The following is a 16,462-nucleotide window of genomic DNA, read 5'->3' on the forward strand; positions in this document are numbered from 1 at the left end:
ACGGCGCCGTGGGTGCGTTTGCCGGTGGCGGTGTCGATGGCGGTGTAGGTCAGCCGCCCGTCCGAGGTCACTCCGTACACCGAAGCCGTCCCCTTGGTCTCCGTCACGCCGACCGGGGCGCTGTAGCCGTGGATGTCGGCGGTGGAGCGGGAGTAGGAGTTGGCCTTGGTCCGGTCGCCGCTGTTCCCCTCGATCGTGTAGACCGTGCTGGAGTTCGCCGAGCTCACGATGCCGACGTGGTCGATGTCGCCGTCGTGGTCCCAGTCGAAGACGACGGCGTCGCCGGGCTGGGGGGTGTAGCCGCTGGCGCGGGTCTGCCAGGTGCCGTACTTGACGCCGTAGTCCTTGAATGACGACGCCCAGCCGGTGAGGACGCCTCCGCTGGTCTCGGGCACGTCGGCGTAGGGGACGCGGGAGTTCTTCCAGACGTACTTGGCGAAGTCGGCGCACCAGTCGCTGTCCCGCCACTGGACCCCGTCGCTGCTCGGGCAGCCCGAGGACGGCTTCCAGGTGCGGAAGTAGCCGGTGTAGTAGTTGCAGCCGCTGCCCATCGGCGACTCGTGGTTGCGCGTGGAGTTGCCGAGCTGGTCCTGTGCCACCGAGACGATGGCCGTACGGGTGACCGCCGCGGCGGGGGTGGAGGAGACCACGACCGTGCCCAGCGCCATGGCGGCCACCGCCAGGGCCGGAGCCAGAATTCGGGATGCCGGCGGTATACACCGAGCGAGTTGTTTCATGGCCGGAAGTGTCCGCCGCGCTGGTTCAAAATTGCTTTAAATCCGATCTAACTAGCGGACCTTTCGCCAGTCTGTTGAGACGATGGATTATCGGCCGGCCGTAATCGGTGACCACGCGGCCGCGGTGGCGCGAACAGGCCCTGAATGAATGGGACTGGTGCCTCCCCCATAAGAACGTCCAGCCGGGAAGCCAGGTACGTCGCCTCTTCTGTCGGCCATGCGGGCATTTGATTAGAATTCGCAGCATGACCAGGCGGGCAGATCGACGGCTCGGGGGAGCCCACCGGCCCGCAGGTGCCGCCTGACGAGGTGGCGCGGGGACGACAATCAGGTGATCAGGACTGGGGGCGGTGGCCGGGTGGATTTCTGGTGGCTCGGCAGGTGGCCGGTGGTGGACCCCGACATCCCGGAGGACGACAGGCGCCGGATCGTCGGCAACGAACGGCTGGCCTTTCGAGGCGCCGTACCTCAGGGCCGGGGAGTCGGCGCCCTCGTCGTCGCCGGTTGCCTGGCGCTGGACGGCCTGCTGGGACGGCGGTGGCTTCCGCCGGGCCTCGCCTTCATGATGACGGGCGGCGGCCTCGTGTTCATCGGGGCCGCACTCGTCCACCTGGTTCACGGCAGGCAGGGGTCACCGCAAAGGCTCATGCGCCGCTACGGAGAACGTTACGTGGTCCCCGCCGATCTGGATGCCGAAGCCCACTCGGCGCTCTTCCGCGCCGGCCAGGCCGTCCAGGAGGTGTATGCCTCGCGCGTGCATCGGACGGGGTTGCTGGATCCGGTGGCCAATGATGTGGTGTTGCCGCGTCAGTTGTGGGAGATCGCCCGGCTGCTGCGCTCACATTCGATTTTGCGCGCGGAGCAGCGGCAGGCGGCGCAGGGGGTGGTGACGCCGGAGTTGCGGGCGGTGCTGGATCCGCAGCGGGCGGCGCTGGCCCGGTCGGTGACGGCGGTCGAGCGGCGGGTGGCGATGCTGGAGGCCTACGCCCGCCGGGTCCAGGAGGCGGACGCGGCGCTGCGCGCCCAGGACCTGCTGGGCGGCAATGACAAGTACCGCGCGTTGCTCGCCCGTACCGACGACATGGAGGGGTTGCGCGATCTGACGCTGCGCGCGGACGCCGTCGAGGGCACCCTGGCCCGCTCGGTGCAGGACGCGGTCGCCGCCGGCCACACCCTCGCCACCCTCCCGGACGGACTCTGAGCCCCGGACCGGACGGCGCCCGCACTCAGTGGCGGGCGCCGCCGGGGATGACGATCTCCGCCTCGCCGGGGAACTCGTGGATGACGCGGCCGTCGGACATCAGCTGCTGGCGTCCGGTTCGCTGGTTCAGCGGGACCTGGAGCACGGCGTACCCGTACGGCGTGGGGCCGACGGCGTACCGGCCCTCCGGCAGTGGCGTGCGCGAGGTGAGCCGGCCCGCCGGGTCGAACTCCAGCACCGCGACCTGGTCCCGCGTGTACTCCAGCAGGAAGATCCGGCTCCGGCTGACCTGCACCCACAGGCCATGATCGGCGTCGGACAACACCCCGGTCCCGGTCGCGCGGAAGGTCGTCTCCGTCGCCCCGGTGCGCAGGCGCACCTCCGTGCGCGGGCGCTCGCCGTACTGCGTCTCGTCCAGCAGGATCACCTCCCCGGACGGGAGGATGCCGACGGGTTCGTGTCCCGGCGGCACGCGCATGGCGGCGGTCCGGCCGGTGGTGAGATCGACCTCGGTGTAGGTGCTGACGTCGCCGTCGGCGTGGTATCCGAGGATCAGGCGCGCCGAGTCGTCCGACCAGGCCCACGGGCTGTAGCCGCTCATCGCCGACCCGATCGGCGGGACGGGGATGCGGTGCGTCACGTCGCTCAACAGATCTCTGAGCTCGTACCCGCCCGCGGTCGGTACGCCCAGCCAGCGCCCGTCGGGGGACAGCGTGATGTTGCCGGGCGGATAGACGGTGCCCGTGCCGAGCGTGTACTTCCGGCCGTCGACGAGATCCAGCAGGGTGGGACAGCCGGTCCGGCACGCCGCGTAGACGGCCGCGCCCCGCCCGATCGGCCCGGCCGCGGGCAGCGCGGCGGGAGGCGCCGGCTCCGCGGTGGCGGTGGCGGTCGTCGGAATCGCCGCGATGGTGTCGCCGGACGAGGACGTCAGGCCGTGCCGCAGCCCGAATCCGCCGGCGATCGCCACCGCGGCGAGGACGGCCCCGGCCCCGGTACGCGCGGCCCGGCGGCGGCGCAGGACGGCGAGCGCCCGGCCGGCGTCCGCGTAGTCGCGGGCGTCCTGTTCGAGCTCGCGGTAAGTGTCGTGGAGATTCACGAGAACACCTTCTCCAGCAGTTGAGGGGCCGCGGTTCTCAGGCGTTTCAGCGCGTCGTGGGTGTGGCGTTTTACCGTCCCGACCGAGCAGCCCAGCCGCGCCGCGACCTCCGCCTCGGGAAGGTCCTCGTAGAACCGGAGATACAGCACGATGCGCTGCTTGGGGGAGAGGACGACGAGCGCGTGCCGTAACACGATCTTGAGTTCGGTCTGCGCCGACTGGTCGCTGCGCGCCGGGGGTTCGGGCACCTCGGCGGTCGGGACGAAGGTCAGCCGCCGCGGGCGGCGCCAGGTGCGCAACTGGTTGAGCATGATCTTGCGCACGTACGCCTCGGGGTCGGCGGCGGCCGTGACCCTGCGCCACCTGGCCGCCGTCTTGACCAGCGTCTCCTGCAGCAGATCCTCGGCCTGGCCGTGGTCGCCGGTGAGCAGGAAGGCCGTCCGGGACAGGGCCAGACCGCGCGCGGCCACGAACTCGCGGAACTCCCGGAACTCCCGGAAACTGTCGGTGTCGGTCACCCGGCTCCAGCCCTTCGGTGGACGGCGTCACCGGTGAAGACTCCACCGGCGCCGGAAAGGTTGAGGCCGGTGCGGGCCTATATCGCCGAGGAGAAGAGTGCCAGGCCCATGGCCAGCACCAGGGCCGCCCTGGCCCAGGTCCACCCGGACACCTTCTCGCGGACGCCGAAACACTGGCAGGAGGCCGGGTTGCCGGCGGCCAGCAGGTAGGTCTGCGCGCCGGTGAACCCGGCGCCCAGCAGGGTTCCCGCCACTCCCACGACCAGGTCGGGTGCGGGGGAGAACAGCGCCGCGGCGGCCAGTGCCTCGGCGGCGACGATCGCGCCGGCCGCCACCGAAGCGATCCGATGCCGCAGTCCGAAGTTCGCCAGGCCGTCGCGGAACGCCCCGAAGGCGCGGAGCTTTCCGGCGACGGCCAGGACCAGGACGAACCCCAGCGCGTAGCGAACGACGATCATGAGATCACCAGGAGCGCGACCAGCGGGATCGCCAGCACGGCGAACAGCGGTTTGATCTTCGGCAGATCGAAGTAGAAGGCGGTGTCGGCCGCCATCTTGCTCCGGGCCGCCGTGAACGAGAGCAGCATCACCGCGCGTCCCAACGCGAAGCCGGCACCCGCCAGCAGGGCCTCCTGCCACGAGGCGAGGAACACAATGGATATCGCCATGATGTGCGGGAGCGCGGTCGGCGAATAGGTGCGCATTCCGGTACCCATTTCGATGCCGAACTGCACCGGCCCCCAGAAAGGGATGTTGGTGACGAACTGCGGCACCAGCCGCGCGTTCTGCAGTATCGGGAACCTCAGCACGCCGAATTCCTGGAGCAACAGGATCACCGCGGGAACGGCGACCAGAATCTGCGGGACGGGGAGCGGAAAGGGGGCTCGCAGCAGCGAGCCGAGCAGGACGAAAACGAACGCCGTCGTCATCGCCCCGACGAAAAGACCAAGGATGAAACCGGAAATATCAGAGCCCCGCCGGACCGACGAGGACAGCACCCAGGCGCTGTTGAGGCTTCAAACCGATCCCGACAGCGAGAACCCGGCGACCAGGGCCGCGACCAGCCAGGTGAAACCGGTCGTGCCGCCGCCGAGCGCCCGCGCCGCGAGCACGGCCGCCTCCCCCGCCACGATCAGCGCCAGGCCGGGCGCGATCAGGCGGAGGGAGGCGGCCCTGGTGTCGCTCACCTAGATCGCGGTCCGGCAGATCGAGAACCGGTCGATCGAGCTGCTGCCGCACTGCACGGAGACATAGCGGCCGTCGGAGCACTTACGCCGGGTGGAGGTCGTGTTGCCGCCGGTCCATTTCCAGGCGTTGCGCCCGCCGCAGGAGGTGGGGTTGGAGGTGTACTTGTAGCTGACACAGGTGCCCGAGTAGCCGTCGTCCCGGTGCCAGGTGCTCGTGCAGTTGTCGGAGCCGTAGTAGGCGTTGGAGGGCGTGCACACGGTGGAGGCGTTCACATATCCGTGGCAGTCGCCCCAGATGGTCTTGTAGACCGCCGCCGCCGCGCTGCGCGGCCGGGCTCCCGGCAGCAGGTCCAGGGCGCCCAGCCCGACCGCCGTCATGGTGCCGAACGCGGCGCCCAGCACCCGCCTGCGGCTCCAGGGTGACTTGACCTTGGTCACTTCGGACGGAGGCGCGCCTTCCGGCATGCGTGTCGCGCTCGGGATCTGGTCCAGGATCGATCGTTGTTCGCCGGCGATGGTCACCTTTGCGCTTCCTTTCGTACCGCCACTGCCTTCTGGACGACGTCCACCAGCGCGTCGCCGGACCCGAGCGGGGTCGTGAACATCACCACCCCGTCCGGGTCGACGATGAGGAGGGCGGGCGCGTAGGGCACGCTGACCGACCGCCAGATCGCCGGATCCTTGATCACCCGGACCTCGCCGGGCAGGCTCTTGTCGAATGCCGGATCGTCGGACACCACCGCGAAGGAGTGGTCCGGGGGGAGTTCGGGAGCCAGCTTGCCGATGGCGAGCAGGACGTCCTCGCAGATCGAGCACTGCCTGTTGATCTTCACCAGGAGCGTCGTGCCGTTCGGCGTCGTGATGGCCGAGCGTGCCTGCTCGTTCTGTCCCGCCCCCAGACGGACCCCGACGCCGTTATAGGTCGCCAGTTCGAGCTCGCGTACCCGGCGATAGAGGCCGGCTCCGGCCGCGAACAGCAGGGCGACCAGCACGAACAGCACGATCACCGCGGCCGAGGTCGGCGCCACTCAGGACCTCCAGTCCAGGCGCCTGACCCTGGTGAGGAAGTCGGCGGCGGCCTCGGTGGGCGCCAGGCCGGCAGCCCGGGCGCCGATGCCCGGCCGCCCCGGCTGGGGCGCGTTCCACGGGGACAGGGTCACCACGGCCGAATCGGTGACCATGAGCAGCGGCTCGTTCTCGCTGCTGTCCGCGCCGTCCATCCGCCAGATCTCGCCGGCGCGACTCCGGTGGCCACGCCACTTCGGGATCTGGTCGGTGCTCTTCTGCCGGGACTCGACCTGCAGGGTGCCGACACCCGCGATGGTCTGGGTGTAGAGGGACGTCGACATCTCGAAGCGCCCGCCCGGGTCGGCGATCATGCCCTCGGGAGTGTCGGTCCAGGTGACCCTGGTGAAGGTCTCGACGATGTCGGCCGACTCCCACAGGGGGGCGTAGAACATGCCGTGCACGATGTGCCACGGGCCGACCCAGGCGGCCCACCGGGCGTCGGCCGGCTTCTCGCAGTCGTAGATGACCAGCTCGCCGCCGGCCAGGGAGAAGCGTTCCCTTTCCCGCCCGCCTACCGAGGAGATCCCCGAGCCGAGAGAGGAGGTGGGCGCCAGTTCGAGCGCCCACATGTCGGCCGTCGGATTACGACTCCCGTATTTCGGGATATAGCGCGCGTGGCCACACCATACGTGCAGCCCGCCTTTGTCGGCGTCGTCGACCTCGAGTTCGATGAATGAATTGTCTACCGTACGGACCCGCGACAGATGTGCCATGCGGCGTTCCTTTTGCAGATGGCAGAAAATGTACTAATTCGGATGATCACCTGCGCGCAGTCTTGCATGATCACAACACGCCGTCAAGGCTCATTTTTCCAGGACCTGGCCGGGTTTCGGCTACTCTCCGCGATCGCCGTTAACGGAGAAGTCGTCACTCTGCATCACCGCAGAAACGCTCCCCGGAGTTGTGCGGAGCCCAGGGGGAATCGGAGGTCGCATTTCGTGACGTCATCACCACTTGTGCGCCGCGATATGGTTGACAATTGAATTGTTCGGTGAGGTGTTCCTGCCGTGGTTCGCCGCCGCCCCTATGCGGGCGCGGCGGCAGGGCCGAGACGCCGGGGAGGGTGTGCGGTGGCCGACTGGTGGCTCGGCGAGTGGCCGGTCGTGGACCCGGACATCCCGGAGGCCGACAGGCGTCGGATGGTCGGCAACCCGCGGTTGATCGGGCGGGCCCGCGGCGTCCCTGGTAACCGGCGAACCGCCGGCTACGCCGTCGCCTGGTGCCTGGCCTGCGGGGTGTACTTCGGCTACCTGCGGGTGCAGGAACTCGGCGAGGGCATCGTGCTCGGTTATCTGGCGGTCCTCGGCGTCGCACTGGCCGTGATCGTGCCGTTCGGGCTTAGGTACTGGTGGCGCCGGTCCCCGAGGCGGCTCATGCGCCGCTACCGGGGTCGTTACGTGACCCGTGCCGAGCTCGACACCGAGGCGCGGGCGACGCTGGCCCGCGCCGAGCGGGCGATCCGCGCGGTGTACGACTCGCGGGTCCACCGGCTGGCCTGGCTGGACCAGATCGCCAACGACGTCGTCCTGCCGCGTCAGTTGTGGGAGATCGCGCGGTTGTCGCGCTCGCATACGGGTCTGCGGGCGGAGCAGCGGCAGGCGGCGCAGGGGGTGGTGACGCCGGAGTTGCGGGCGGTGCTGGATCCGCAGCGGGCGGCGCTGGCCCGGTCGGTGACGGCGGTCGAGCGGCGGGTGGCGATGCTGGAGGCCTACGCCCGCCGGGTCCAGGAGGCGGACGCGGCGCTGCGCGCCCAGGACCTGCTGGGCAGCAACGACAAATACCGCGAGCTGCTCGCTCGTACCGACGACACCGAGGGACTGCGCGAATTGAAGATACGCGCTGACGCCGTCGAAGGCGTCCTGGCCCGCTCGGTCCAGGACGCGGTCGCCGCCGGCCACACCCTCGCCACGCTTCCGGAGGGGCGCCGAGACTGAGCCGGGGCGGCGGCCCGATATTCCCCCTCGACGCCTCCTCGAGCCGGTGGTAGACGGACGGCGAGATCGTCACCATCACCGACCTCGGCCACCGGCTGCGCGCCGACCCGGGGCTGGTGCTGTCCCGGCGCGCCGGCCACCGGTTTCTGGGCTACCTCCGCGCGCAGCGCGACCGCATGGTGCGGCCCGGGAACGGCAAGGGCACCAACCGGCCCGAGCTGATCGCGCTGTACGGCTTCGACGTGAAGTTCGCCGGGCACATGGTCCGCCTCGGCGTGCAGGGCGTCGAACTGCTGGAGACCGGCCGGATCACCCTTCCCATCCCGGAGCCGTGGCGGTCGTGGATCGTGGACCTGCGCCAGGGCAGGCACACCAAGGACGAGGCCCTGGCCGCCGCCGCCGACCTGGAGGCACGCATCGAGCAGCTCATCCCGGCTTGCGACCTGCCCGACGAGCCGGACATGCGCCGCGTCGACCAGTGGCTCGTCACCGCCTACCAGGCCGCGTGGACATCGTGAAAGCCGCCGGGGTCCGCCTACCGCCCGCCTCGCCGATGCTCGATCGCCACCCGACCAAGGGCATGGCGGCCGTTGTGGCCTCTCTGTCGCGCAGCGTGAGTTGACAGCTACGGAGCCGGACTGTTTACTTGTGTCAACAGCGCCATCGAAATCGTGTCGGTGGTTGAAGGCCCCGCCCAGTGGACGGGGCCTCACTCTTTCCCGCGTTGTGGAGCCCAGAGAAGAGGGCGTCGGAAGATGCCATCACCGTCGGAGAGTTTCTCTGGAAACTGGCACGCTACGAGCGCCTTCTGGCTGATCTGACGGAAGAATGTCGGTGGGATCTGCCGCAGGTGCCAGCTGGCGGATGACCGGCGGCCCGGAGTGAAGATAACGTAACTCTACGTGATGTGGGCCGCGCCGGGTCCGTGGCCAGGTGGCCGGTGGTGCTTGTTGGGCCTTTCTCAGCCGCGGCGCTGGCGGGCTTTGGCGGCGGTGTCCAGGAGTTCGCCGACGCTGCGACGAGGGGCGTCGCCGGAGCCGGGTTCGGGGGTGAAGCGGCTGGTCAGTTCCGCCTGGACCGCCAGGCCCTCACCCTGGGCGACGCGGACCAGCAGGGCGTTGCGGTCGGCCTCCGGCAGGTCCGCCACCCGGTCGGCCAGCCGCCGCGGGTCGGTCGGCGGAGTGGCGCGGGCCGGGCTGTTCGCGGCGGCGACGGCGAGCAGGTCGTCGTCCAGCCGTAGGAGGTCGGCCAGGGCCCGCTGGGCGGCGGTGAGCGAGTCGAGCCCGGCCGGGACCGGCGGTTCGAGCTCTCCCTCGAAGTCGTCGTCGAACGCGTCCTCGTCCCGCTCCCAAGAGCCGATCGCGGCGAGCCAGGCCAGGTACAGCGGGCGCCGGTCGCCGGCGGCGAGCTCGGCGCGCACGCCGATAAGCGAGGCGAGCCACCCTTCGGGCTCGGGGTCCTCCTCGATGTTCTCGTCCTCGTCGCACAGATCCAGGATGAGGTGCTCCTTGGCGGTCCACGCCTCGACCCGGTCGGCGACCAGGTACGGCCGCACCGCGGCCTCGTCGAGCACCCGGGCGGGGAGACGCAGCATCAGCCGGTTGGTGCCCCAGTTGGTCACGTGCAGGTGCGCGTCGTAGTACCGCTCCATCATCTCGGCGGGGTCGCCGGAGAAGTCACCCCACTCGTAGGTGTTGGTGAACGTCGTCGCGGTGATGTCCGCCCGGGTGGACAGCGCGCGGACCTCCTGCCGTTCCGCCGTGCTCAGCGGCCGGTCGATCGCCACGAACTCGTAGTACTGGTACTCGCTCACCGCTCATCCCATCCTCGCCCCGCCGGCCGGTGCCGACTCCGGAGATGGTAATGACCCGGCGTAAGGCATTCGCCCCTTTCGTAGCAGTCGGGGGTCACCGGGTGCCGCAGGGGTCGCGGTAGGGCAGGTCGGTGCCTATATGCTCGCGCCATTCCTCCGGGGTGAGCGGGCGGCCGGCGCGGTGGCAGACCTCCGGGAGCACGTGCGCCGGGCCGGTGGGCACCTCGCGGTAGATCCCGTCCCGGCCCATCACCCGGAGCACCGCGCCGCCGGAGGTGAAGGCGACCGCGGGCATGGGGGCGTCGTTCTCGAAGGGGTCGGACGCGCCGCTCGTCACCGGCCAAGCCGGGCCGAGCGCGCGGCCGGTCGTGGTGTCGAACACCGTCACCCGGGTGTCGTGGCCGACGGCCAGCAGCCGCCCGTCCGGGGAGAACACGGCTCCGGTCACCTCGCCCGGCACGCCGAGCACCCGGCCGGCCGGCCGCCAGGTGCGGGTGTCCCACAGTACGACCGCCCGCGCGCCGTACGGGGACGCGGCCAGCGGGCCCTTCGGCGCGAACGTCAGCCACCGCCTGGCGAGCGTCCCGGGCCCCTGCGCACGCGGGACGACCTTCCGGGCGGCCAGGTCGATGACGTCGATGCCCGCCGGGTCCGCGGTGACCAGGAAGCGGCCGTCGGCGCTGAACGACAGCGGACCCGCCGCCACCCGGCGGAACACGGCCACCTGCCGGCGTCGCGCCACGTCCACGACGGTGACCAGGCCCATGCCGTGGTTGTCGTTCGGGGCCGCGGCGCTGACCGCCAGCAACCCGCCGTCTCGGCTGAACCGCAGGTCTTCGCGGCCGTACTCCGCCGGCAGCGGCACCTCGCCCAGCCGGCGGCCGGACGCCGCGTCCCAGAGCACGGCACCGGTGAAGTCGTCGGCGGCGACGGTGGCCACCGTCCGCCCGTCCGGGGAGGTCGCGGTCAGCCGCCCGGCGCGCGGGTCCGGCCGGCCGCCGCTGCCCACGTCCAGCCGGCGGGCTTCGGCGAAAGCGGGCACCGACCAGCCGCTCACGGTGTCGCCGGTTCTCGCGAACAGCATGTCCCCGGACGCGGTGAACTCCGGGGATCGGGCTTCGGGCGGCAGCTTCCGGCGGGGCACGGTGTGCCGGGCGATGTCGTAGGTGGTCACCTTGCCGGCGTCGTCCAGCACGCTCAGCGTCCGGTTCCCCGGGCCGAGCCGCGGCGGGCCGACGATCCGCCCGGCCGCGGCGAGCCGGATCAGTGGCGCGGCGTCCGGCAGGCTCCACACGGCGAGTTCGTCGCCGGCCGAGCCGGTGACGGTGACCAGGAAGCGGCCGTCGGCACTGAAGACGGCGTCATAGGCCGCGCCGGGCAGGCCCCGCCGGTCCGGCTTGCCGGTGGACAGGTGCCACAGCGTCGTCCGGTCCCACTCGCCCTGCACGGCGGCCAGCGTGCCGTCCGGGCTGAAGGCGAGGACCGGGCCGGGCAGCCGGCGCGGCAGCCGCTTGCCGGGCGGTGCCCCCGGACCTGGCAACGACCGCAGCGCCGAGCCGATCAGGCCGAAGCGGTCCCCCGGGCCGAGCACCGCACCGGTCAGGTACTCCTCCGGCCGCTCCAGCGCCCGCCGCGCCACGTTCCACAGCCCGGCGTACGGACCGCCGATGTTGGCCTTGACGATCAGATATCCGCCGCCCGGGCTGAACTCGACGCCGCCGGCGCGCACGCCCGCACCGTCGCGGCCGGGCAGCCATCGTCCGCCGCCCAGCCGCCGCCCGGTCCGCAGGCTCCACAGCTCGATCGCGGGGCCCTCGGCCAGCGCCAGCGTGTCACCGTCGGGGCCGAGCGCGGCGGCGACCGGGACGCCGACCCCGGTGAACGACCTCAGCCGGCGTCCGGTGACCGCGTCGTAGGCGGTCACCCGGCCGGCGCCGGCACTGACCAGCGTCCGCCCGTCCGGGCTCAGCGTCCGCGCCTCGTTGCCGGGCACCGGGTCGGTGAAGACCGAGCGCTCCGGCTGGGCCAGCGAGCTCAGCACCGCCGAGCCCGCCTCGGGGACCGGCGCGATCCGGTAGGCCGCCACGCTGAGCAGCATCGCCTTCACCGGGTCGGTGCCGGGCAGCGCGTCCGCCTGCAGGGCCACCCGCCGGGCGGCGGCCCGCGCCCGCTCGTCGGCCAGCCGCCGGTCGGCCTCGTCGCCGCGGGCCGACTGCTGCCAGGCCAGGATGCCCGCGGTCAGCGCGGCGACCAGCAGCGCCGACACCCCGGTGGAGACCAGGCGCCGCCGCCGATGCTGCCGCGCCGCCGCGATCCGGCTCGCCTCGACGAACGCCCGCTCGGTGGCGTTCAAAGTCAGCCGGGTGGCGGCTGCCCAGTCCAGCGCCCGGCTCAGCGCGCCACCGCGCAGCAGGTCCTCCGGGCGCCGGCCGTCCCGGGCCCAGCGCCGGGCGGCCGCGCCGAGCTCACGGTGGCGGCGCAGCGCCTCGCGGTCGCCGGTCACCCACTCGTGCAGCCGCGGCCACGCGTACAGCAGGGCGGCGCTGCCGATGGTCACCGTGCCGTCCTGGCGGCGGAGCAGCATGGACCGTTCGAGCGTGGCCAGCACGTCACCGGCGAGGTCCCCCACCTCGGTCAGCTCGTCCGCCGCGGCCGCCCGGGGCATCTCGTCGCCGCCGGCGACGTCGACCAGCCGGAGCAGCAGATCGCGCGCCATCTCCCGTTCGGCCGGCGAGAGCGTGCCGTAGACCTGCTCGGCCACCGCGCCCAGCGCCGGCTCGGCGTCCGGCGACCCGGAGGGCCGTACGCCCGCGGCGGCCTGGGCGCCCTTGACCAGGATGGCGTGCCCGCCGCCGTCCAGCAGCCCGCGCAGCAGGCGGTGCGCGGACGGGCGCGCCGCCGGGTCCTTCGACAGCGCGGCGCGCGCCAGGCCGCCGAGCCGTTCGGGCAGCACGCCGGTGTCCGGCTCGTCGTTGATCAGCCGGTTGACGACGGCGAAGGTGGCCGGCGCGGCGAAGGCGTCGCGTCCGGTCGCGGCGAACAGCAGCACCGCGCCCCAGGCGAACACGTCGGCCGCCGGCTCGGCGCGGCCGCCGTGGAACAGCTCCGGCGCCATGTACATCGGGGTGCCGGCCAGCTCTCCGGTGGAGGTCAGCGACAGGCCCGGCGCTCGGGCGATACCGAAGTCGATCACCCGCGGGCCGTCCGGTCCCAGCAGCACGTTCTCCGGCTTGAGGTCGCGGTGCACCACGCCGGCCTGGTGGATGGCGGCCAGCGCGGTGGCGACGCCGACCGCCAGCCGGTGCAGCGCGTCCCCGGAGAACGGCGCCCGCTCGACCGCCGCGCGCAGGCTCGGGCCGGGGACGAACTCCGAGACGATGTACGGGCGCTCGCCGTCCAGGTCATGGTCCAGCACGCGGGCGGTGCAGAACGACGCCACCTGCCGGGCGGCGGTGACCTCCCGGGCGAACCGGCGGCGCAGCGGCGAGTCCCCCGGCAGGTAGGCGTGCAGGACCTTCACCGCCACCCGGTTCGCCGCCTCGTCGTAACCTTCGTAGACCACGCCCTGCCCGCCCGAGCCGAGCCGGCTCGCCAGTCGGTACCGGCCGAGCCGCGCCGGATCCCCGGGGCGCAGGATGTCTAGTGCCATGATTCTTTGGATACCGGATCGCCGGTGATGGTTCACCCCGCGTCCGGGGCGGCGCGGTCATGGTCATTTCGCGGACCCGCGTGCCAGGATGTCCGGGCAATATCTCCGCGAAAGGGGACGACGTTGTCCAAGCCATCAGAGGCTCGTACCGCCGACCCGTTCGACGGCCGGCCGCCGACCAGCCACGAACGGATGACCGGAGAGCCGTGGGACGCGTCCTACCAGGACGGGCCGGCGCCGTGGGACACCGGCCGCCCGCAGCCGGCCATGGTGCGGCTGGCCGCCGAGGGCCGTATCACCGGGACGGTGCTCGACGCCGGCTGCGGCACCGGGGAGAACGCGCTGCACGTCGCCGCCGAACTGGGGCTGCCGGTGCTGGGCGTGGACGTGGCCGCCACGGCCATCGCGGTGGCCCAGGAGAAGGCCGCCGAACGTGGCCTGGCCGCCGAGTTCGCGGTGGCCGACGCGCTGCGCCTGGCCGACCTCGGCCGCACGTTCACCACCGTGCTGGACTGCGGGCTGCTGCACACCTTCGACGGCGACGAGCGCGCCGAGTACGTCGCGAGTCTGGCGGCGGTCACCGAGCCGGGCGGCACCCTGTACGTGCTGTGCTTCAGTGATCAAGGGTCGGACACCGGCCCGCACCCGGTCGGCGAGGAAGAACTGCGGGCCGTCTTCGCCGCCGGCGGCTGGGAGGTGGCCGACGTCCGGCCGGAGCGGGTCCAGACCAGGTTCCACGGCGCGGACGGCGCCCCCGCCTGGCTCGCGACGGTGAAGCGGATCTAGCGGCGGAACCCTCGCAGCCGGCGCGCGCCACCCTCCGGAGCCCGGCGGCGCGGGGCCGGAGGTCAGATGGCCACGCCGCCGTCCACCCGCAGGACGGCGCCGGTCACGTAGGAGGCGCGGTCGCTGAGCAGCCACGCGGCGGCCTCCGCGATCTCCCCGGGATCGGCCCCGCGGCGCAGCGCGTTGCGCGCGGGGAGCCGTTCGAGCAGGCCAGGGGAGTGCCGCTCCCAGGTGCGGATCATCTCGGTCAGCGTGAAGCCCGGGGCGATCGCGTTGACCCGGATGCCCTCCGGGCCGTAGGTGAGGGCGGCCGACTCGGTGAGGCTGTTGAGCGCCCGCTTCATCGCCGCGTAGGCGGGCAGTTCGGGGTTGGCCCGCAGGCTGCCGACGCTGGAGTTGTTGACGATGGCCCCGGTGCCGGCGGTGGCCCGGATGGCGGCGACCTCGGCGGCCATGGCCAGCCACTGGCCCTTGAGGTTCACGGCGTAGAGGTGGTCGAAGTCCGCCTCCGCCACCTGGTCCATCGGCCCGGGCGGCGTGACGGCCGCGCCGTTGTTGAACGCGATGTCGAGCCGCCCGTACCGGTCCAGCACGCGATCGACGGCGGCGCGCACCCCGGCCGGGTCCGCGAGATCGCAGATCACGTACTCGGCGGTGCCGCCCCCCGCGCGTACCTCCTCGGCCACCGCCTTCAGCTGCTCCTCGGTCCGGGCCGCCAGCAGCACCCGGGCGCCCTCCCGGGCGAACAGCCGCGCCGCGGCGGCGCCGATGCCACGCCCGGCACCGGTGATGAAGGCGACCTTGCCGGCCAGCAGGCCGCCGGACGGATCGGTGGTGGGAATCGTCTGGTCCATGACGGCGAGCCTGGCCCGATCCGCCGGGGCCCATCCAGGTACCAGCGGTACATGCCTGGGTCACGCCGGGTGCGGCAGGCTGGGGGCATGGACCGACGAGAGCTGGCGGCCTTCCTGCGCAGCCGGCGCGAGCGCGTCACCCCCGCCGACGTGGGGCTGCCCGCCGGGCCGCGCCGCCGCACGCCCGGGTTGCGCCGCGAGGAGGCGGCGCAACTGGCGTTCATCTCGACCGAGTACTACACCCGGCTGGAGCAGGCCCGCGGCCCGCGCCCGTCGCCGGTGGTGCTGGCCGGGCTGGCCCGGGCGCTCCGGCTCACCGACGCCGAACGCGCCCACCTCCACCACCTGGCCGGCGTGCCGCCCGGCACCCCGCCGGGGCCGTCGCGCGAGGTGCGGCAGAGCATCCTGGACCTGCTGCGGCGGCTGACGCAGGCCGCCGCGATCGTGACCTCCGCGACGATCGAGGTCATCGCCTGGAACGACCTGGCGGCCGCCCTGATGGAGGACTTCTCCGCCCTGCCGCGGCGCGACCGCAACCTGGTCCGCCGCGCCTTCCTCGGACCGCCCTTCGGGGGCCGCCGGTTGTACGGGGTCTCGGACGTGGAGCACTTCGCCCGCCACTCGGCCGCCCGGCTGCGCGCCGCGGCCGCCCGTTACCCCGGCGACCCGGAGGTGGCCGGGCTGGTACGCGAGCTCCGGGAGGGAAGCGCGGAGTTCGCCCGGCTGTGGGACTCCCACGAGGTGGCCGTCGGGTCCGTCATGCGCAAGACCTTCCAGCATCCGCTGGTCGGCCCGGTCACCGTCAACTGCGACGTGCTGGACATCACCGACCGGGACCAGCAGGTGGTCATCTACACCGCCGAGCCGGGCTCGCCGTCCGAGCAGGCGCTGCGCCTGCTGTCGGTCATCGGCACCCAGCGCATGGACGTCCCCACCTGAGCCCGCCGCCCGTCCCTGATGGGTGATGCAGGGGTGCCGGTAAGCGCCGTCCGGCCACGATCGGAGGTGCATGACCCCCTCGGAGTCATGAAGTGAAGCCGGGTCGCTTTCCGCAGGCGGCCGGCCTGGCCGTCGCGTTCCACCGGACGTGGCGCGGCACTACGTCCAGCGGCGGAGCCGGGCCTGGTCCGGGCGGGTGGGCGGCAGGGCGGCGATGGCCGGGCGGTGGCCGGCGGGGGAGGGCAGGGTGAAGGCGACGGCCTTGCCGGGGACGTCCACGGTGACGAGTGATGTCCGGTACGCCGCGCAGTGACCGGCCGACAGCCGGTGGGCGAGCAGCAGACCCCGGCCGTTCTCGGCGAGCAGGCCGGCGCCCGGCTCGGTGGTGACCGAGAGCCGGTCGAAGGCGTCACCGATCTTCCCCGGCTCCGGGTCGGCGTCGACGACCTCGCACCAGGCCGGCACGCCGGCCACCAGGAAGACGCGCAGCTCGTACGGCGGCGGCGCGTGCCGCTCGGCGTTCGCGGCCAGCTCCGAGACGGTGATCTCGCAGTCGTGCACCGCGTCGTCCGGCACCCCGGCGGCCCGCAGGGGCTGGCGGAGCAGCCCGCGGGCCCGCCGCGCGGCCGACCCGGGCCGCAGGCTCGCGACCAGCAGCACCACATCACCGCCCGGCTC

Annotated in this window: 18 protein-coding genes; 5 read left to right on the top strand and 13 right to left on the bottom strand. The window is 72.6% G+C overall.

Features of this window, described 5'->3' with window-relative positions; translation table 11 throughout:
- A partial coding sequence (locus tag Sru01_RS03590; protein WP_203982391.1) for a CHAP domain-containing protein occupies positions 1–668 on the bottom strand: 668 nt, incomplete at its 3' end.
- 460 nt (positions 669–1,128) lie between these two features.
- Between Sru01_RS03590 and Sru01_RS03595 the strand changes: the two genes are divergently transcribed.
- Positions 1,129–1,938: a hypothetical protein gene (locus Sru01_RS03595; RefSeq protein WP_203982392.1), complete on the top strand. Its 810-nt coding sequence runs from the start codon at positions 1,129–1,131 to the stop codon at positions 1,936–1,938.
- Positions 1,939–1,963: 25 nt separating this feature from the next.
- Here Sru01_RS03595 and Sru01_RS03600 read toward each other — a convergent pair whose 3' ends face one another.
- The 8 genes from Sru01_RS03600 to Sru01_RS03635 all read right to left on the bottom strand — a co-directional run bounded on the left by Sru01_RS03600 (position 1,964) and on the right by Sru01_RS03635 (position 6,378).
- Positions 1,964–3,037: a hypothetical protein gene (locus tag Sru01_RS03600; RefSeq protein ID WP_203982393.1), complete on the bottom strand. Its 1,074-nt coding sequence runs from the start codon at positions 3,035–3,037 to the stop codon at positions 1,964–1,966.
- The gene (locus Sru01_RS03605) at positions 3,034–3,555 is read right to left on the bottom strand and encodes a SigE family RNA polymerase sigma factor (protein WP_203982394.1); all 522 of its coding nucleotides are present in this window, start codon (positions 3,553–3,555) and stop codon (positions 3,034–3,036) included. The genes Sru01_RS03600 and Sru01_RS03605 overlap by 4 nt, the downstream gene beginning before the upstream one ends.
- Before the next feature lie 77 nt (positions 3,556–3,632).
- Positions 3,633–4,013 carry a MauE/DoxX family redox-associated membrane protein gene (locus Sru01_RS03610; protein WP_203982395.1) on the bottom strand — a complete coding sequence of 127 codons (381 nt, stop codon included), beginning with the start codon at positions 4,011–4,013 and terminating at the stop codon, positions 3,633–3,635.
- Positions 4,010–4,552 carry a hypothetical protein gene (locus Sru01_RS03615; RefSeq protein WP_203982396.1) on the bottom strand — a complete coding sequence of 181 codons (543 nt, stop codon included), beginning with the start codon at positions 4,550–4,552 and terminating at the stop codon, positions 4,010–4,012. The genes Sru01_RS03610 and Sru01_RS03615 overlap by 4 nt, the downstream gene beginning before the upstream one ends.
- A gap of 18 nt (positions 4,553–4,570) precedes the next feature.
- Positions 4,571–4,741, bottom strand: a complete 171-nt coding sequence (locus Sru01_RS03620; RefSeq protein WP_203982397.1) for a hypothetical protein — start codon at positions 4,739–4,741, stop codon at positions 4,571–4,573.
- Positions 4,742–5,263 (bottom strand): hypothetical protein, encoded by a 522-nt coding sequence (locus Sru01_RS03625; RefSeq protein WP_203982398.1) that lies wholly within the window; start codon positions 5,261–5,263, stop codon positions 4,742–4,744. It abuts the gene before it with no gap.
- Positions 5,260–5,769 carry a thioredoxin domain-containing protein gene (locus tag Sru01_RS03630; protein ID WP_203982399.1) on the bottom strand — a complete coding sequence of 170 codons (510 nt, stop codon included), beginning with the start codon at positions 5,767–5,769 and terminating at the stop codon, positions 5,260–5,262. The genes Sru01_RS03625 and Sru01_RS03630 overlap by 4 nt, the downstream gene beginning before the upstream one ends.
- On the bottom strand, positions 5,770–6,378 hold the full coding sequence (locus Sru01_RS03635; protein ID WP_203982400.1) for a hypothetical protein: 609 nt from the start codon (positions 6,376–6,378) through the stop codon (positions 5,770–5,772).
- 501 nt (positions 6,379–6,879) lie between these two features.
- Between Sru01_RS03635 and Sru01_RS03640 the strand changes: the two genes are divergently transcribed.
- Both Sru01_RS03640 and Sru01_RS03645 read left to right on the top strand, forming a co-directional pair.
- Entirely contained in the window at positions 6,880–7,743 is an 864-nt protein-coding gene (locus Sru01_RS03640) for a hypothetical protein (protein WP_203982401.1), read from the top strand.
- A 95-nt stretch (positions 7,744–7,838) separates the two neighbouring features.
- Entirely contained in the window at positions 7,839–8,261 is a 423-nt protein-coding gene (locus Sru01_RS03645; protein ID WP_373869479.1) for a DNA polymerase beta superfamily protein, read from the top strand.
- Positions 8,262–8,704: 443 nt separating this feature from the next.
- Here Sru01_RS03645 and Sru01_RS03650 read toward each other — a convergent pair whose 3' ends face one another.
- Together Sru01_RS03650 and Sru01_RS35300 are read right to left on the bottom strand one after the other, a co-directional pair.
- Positions 8,705–9,556 (bottom strand): hypothetical protein, encoded by an 852-nt coding sequence (locus tag Sru01_RS03650; protein ID WP_203982402.1) that lies wholly within the window; start codon positions 9,554–9,556, stop codon positions 8,705–8,707.
- Between the two features lie 94 nt (positions 9,557–9,650).
- Positions 9,651–13,205, bottom strand: a complete 3,555-nt coding sequence (locus Sru01_RS35300) for a WD40 repeat domain-containing serine/threonine protein kinase (protein ID WP_239136862.1) — start codon at positions 13,203–13,205, stop codon at positions 9,651–9,653.
- 123 nt (positions 13,206–13,328) lie between these two features.
- Between Sru01_RS35300 and Sru01_RS03660 the strand changes: the two genes are divergently transcribed.
- Complete coding sequence (locus tag Sru01_RS03660) at positions 13,329–13,991, top strand: class I SAM-dependent methyltransferase (protein WP_239136864.1); 663 nt, start codon at positions 13,329–13,331, stop codon at positions 13,989–13,991.
- Between the two features lie 62 nt (positions 13,992–14,053).
- On the opposite strand, the gene Sru01_RS03665 is transcribed toward Sru01_RS03660, so the two are convergent.
- The gene (locus Sru01_RS03665) at positions 14,054–14,845 is read right to left on the bottom strand and encodes an SDR family NAD(P)-dependent oxidoreductase (RefSeq protein WP_203982403.1); all 792 of its coding nucleotides are present in this window, start codon (positions 14,843–14,845) and stop codon (positions 14,054–14,056) included.
- An 87-nt stretch (positions 14,846–14,932) separates the two neighbouring features.
- On the opposite strand from Sru01_RS03665, the gene Sru01_RS03670 reads away from it, so the two are divergent.
- On the top strand, positions 14,933–15,784 hold the full coding sequence (locus Sru01_RS03670) for a helix-turn-helix transcriptional regulator (RefSeq protein ID WP_203982404.1): 852 nt from the start codon (positions 14,933–14,935) through the stop codon (positions 15,782–15,784).
- A gap of 159 nt (positions 15,785–15,943) precedes the next feature.
- Here Sru01_RS03670 and Sru01_RS03675 read toward each other — a convergent pair.
- On the bottom strand, positions 15,944–16,462 hold a 519-nt coding region (locus tag Sru01_RS03675; RefSeq protein ID WP_203982405.1), incomplete at its 5' end, for an ATP-binding protein.

Origin of the sequence: Sphaerisporangium rufum (assembly GCF_016863395.1) — a bacterium.
Lineage (GTDB): Bacteria > Actinomycetota > Actinomycetes > Streptosporangiales > Streptosporangiaceae > Sphaerisporangium > Sphaerisporangium rufum.

What these genes read in the sequence shown, in the direction of transcription:
- Sru01_RS03635 (WP_203982400.1), bottom strand. Translation starts at nt 6,378, where the DNA reads ATGTGGGCGCTCGAACTGGCGCCCACCTCCTCTCTCGGCTCGGGGATC.
- Sru01_RS03670 (WP_203982404.1), top strand. Translation starts at nt 14,933, where the DNA reads ATGGACCGACGAGAGCTGGCGGCCTTCCTGCGCAGCCGGCGCGAGCGC.
- Sru01_RS35300 (WP_239136862.1), bottom strand. Translation starts at nt 13,205, where the DNA reads ATGGCACTAGACATCCTGCGCCCCGGGGATCCGGCGCGGCTCGGCCGG.
- Sru01_RS03610 (WP_203982395.1), bottom strand. Translation starts at nt 4,013, where the DNA reads ATGATCGTCGTTCGCTACGCGCTGGGGTTCGTCCTGGTCCTGGCCGTC.
- Sru01_RS03665 (WP_203982403.1), bottom strand. Translation starts at nt 14,845, where the DNA reads ATGGACCAGACGATTCCCACCACCGATCCGTCCGGCGGCCTGCTGGCC.